The sequence below is a fragment of the Roseomonas sp. TS2 genome (assembly GCF_058833935.1).
The window spans coordinates 1-2,140 of record NZ_JCACVY010000329.1; the positions used below are offsets into that span (position 1 = coordinate 1).

At 75.8% G+C, this 2,140-nt stretch carries 1 protein-coding gene and 1 pseudogene; both read left to right on the forward strand.

Annotated features, from left to right (window positions below; translation table 11 throughout):
• Nucleotides 1-111 precede the first annotated feature (111 nt).
• Nucleotides 112-1,635 carry a 2,3-bisphosphoglycerate-independent phosphoglycerate mutase gene (gpmI, locus tag ACZJYS_RS24090; RefSeq protein ID WP_493180613.1) on the forward strand — a complete coding sequence of 508 codons (1,524 nt, stop codon included), beginning with the start codon at nucleotides 112-114 and terminating at the stop codon, nucleotides 1,633-1,635.
• Nucleotides 1,636-1,675: 40 nt separating this feature from the next.
• Nucleotides 1,676-2,140 (forward strand): annotated as a pseudogene (locus ACZJYS_RS24095) (hypothetical protein); the annotation flags it as partial.

The following is a 2,140-nucleotide window of genomic DNA, read 5'->3' on the forward strand; positions in this document are numbered from 1 at the left end:
TGCCGCCATCCCCTGCCGCATCCCCTGCCGCATCCCCTGCCTCATCCCCCTGGGCAAGCGCCCCCTGCCGGGTCTATCCCGTGCCGTCACCGACCCGCAGGAGAGATGCCCATGTCCCGTCCGAAGCCCGTGATGCTCGTCATCCTGGATGGCTGGGGCTGGCGCGAGGACGAGGCGGACAACGCCGTGCGGCAGGCCAGCACCCCCTGCTTCGACCGCCTCTGGGCCGAAAGCCCGCACAGCTTCCTGCGCACCTGCGGCGAGGATGTCGGCCTGCCGCACGGGCAGATGGGCAATTCCGAGGTGGGCCACCTCAACCTCGGCGCCGGCCGCGTGGTGATGCAGGACCTGCCGCGCATCGACCGCGCCGTGGCCGACGGCTCGCTCGCCACCCTGCCCGCCGTCGCCGGGCTGATCGGCAGGCTGAAGGCGAGCGGCGGCACGCTGCACCTGATGGGCCTGCTCTCCCCCGGCGGCGTGCACAGCCACCAGGAGCACGGGCTGGCGCTGGCGAAGGTCTTTGCCGGCGCCGGCATCCCCGTGGCCATCCATGCCTGGACCGACGGGCGCGACACCCCGCCCCAGGCGAGCCCGGACTACCTCGCCGCCTTCGAGCCGAAGCTGCCCGCGGGGGCGCGCCTCGCCACCGTCACCGGCCGCTACTACGCCATGGACCGCGACAACCGCTGGGAGCGGGTGCGCCAGGCCTGGGACGCCATCGTCGAGGCCAAGGGGGAGCGGGCGGAGAGCGCCGCCGCCGCCATCGCCGCCGCGCACGCCGCCGGCAAGACGGACGAGTTCATCCCCGCCAGCGTCATCGGCGGCTATGCGGGGATGAAGGATGGCGACGGGCTGCTCTGCTTCAACTTCCGCGCCGACCGGGTGCGGCAGATCCTGACCGCGCTGCTCGACCCGGCCTTCGACGGCTTCGCGCCGCCGCGCCGCCCGAGGCTCGCCGGCGCCGCCGGCATGACGGAATACTCCACCGCGCTGAACCCGCTGCTGGAGACGCTGTTCGCCCCGCAGTCGATGCAGGACATCCTCGGCGCCGTGGTCTCGAAGGCCGGGCTGCGCCAGCTCCGCATGGCGGAGACGGAGAAGTACCCGCATGTCACCTACTTCCTGAACGGCGGCGAGGAGACCCCCTTCCCCGGCGAGGAGCGCGTCATGGTCGCCTCCCCCAAGGTGGCCACCTACGACCTGCAGCCCGAGATGTCGGCCCCCGAGCTGGCCGGGAAGGCGGTGGAGGCGATCAGCTCGGGGAAATTCGACCTGATCGTGCTGAACTTCGCCAATGCCGACATGGTGGGCCACACCGGCAGCCTGGCCGCCGCCATCAAGGCGTGCGAGGCGGTGGATGCGGGCCTGGCGCGGATCGAGGCGGCGGTGGCCGCCCAGGGCGGCGCCCTGCTGGTGACGGCCGACCACGGCAACGCCGAGATGATGAAGGACCCGGCCACGGGCGGCCCCTTCACCGCCCACACCACCAACGTGGTGCCGGTGCTGCTGCGCGGCGGCCCGGCCGGCGCCACGCTGCGCGAGGGGCGGCTGGCCGATGTGGCGCCCACCCTGCTCGCCCTGCTCGGCCTGGACCAGCCGGCGGCGATGACGGGGCGGAGCCTGATCGCTGGCTGAGGCGGGGGCGGCGCGGCATGGCGGCGGCGGCATGGCGGCGGTGAGCCTGCCCCCGGGCGGCGCGCTGCGCGCCCTGCTGCTGCTGGCGCCGCTTGCCCTGCTGGCCCCGGCCTTCCTGGCCTGGGGCGCCGAGAACCCCACGGCGCGCAGCGTGCAGGAGGCGGAGCGCGCCGCCGAGGCCGCCCGCGCCGCCGCGCAGGCCGCCGCCGAGGCCGCCCGCACGGCCGCCGAGGCGGAGTCCACCCTGGCCCGCCAGCGCGCCGAGGCCGGCCGCCGCGCCGTGGCCGCCGACGAGGCGGCCGACGCCGCCGAGGCCGCCGCGCGCGAGGCGGCGGTGGTGCGCGACAACGCGCTGGTCGACCTGCAGCGGCGGGCGGAGGCGATGGCGCCGCTGCTGCCGCTGATGCGCCGGCTCGGCCAGTGGCCGGCCGAGACCCTGCTCGCCGTGCCGGTGGACCCCGAGACGGCGCTGCGCGGCGCGCTGGTGCTGCGCGGGCTGACGCGC

Excerpts from the sequence above, each read along its gene's own strand:
- gpmI (WP_493180613.1), top strand. The coding sequence starts at position 112 with ATGTCCCGTCCGAAGCCCGTGATGCTCGTCATCCTGGATGGCTGGGGC.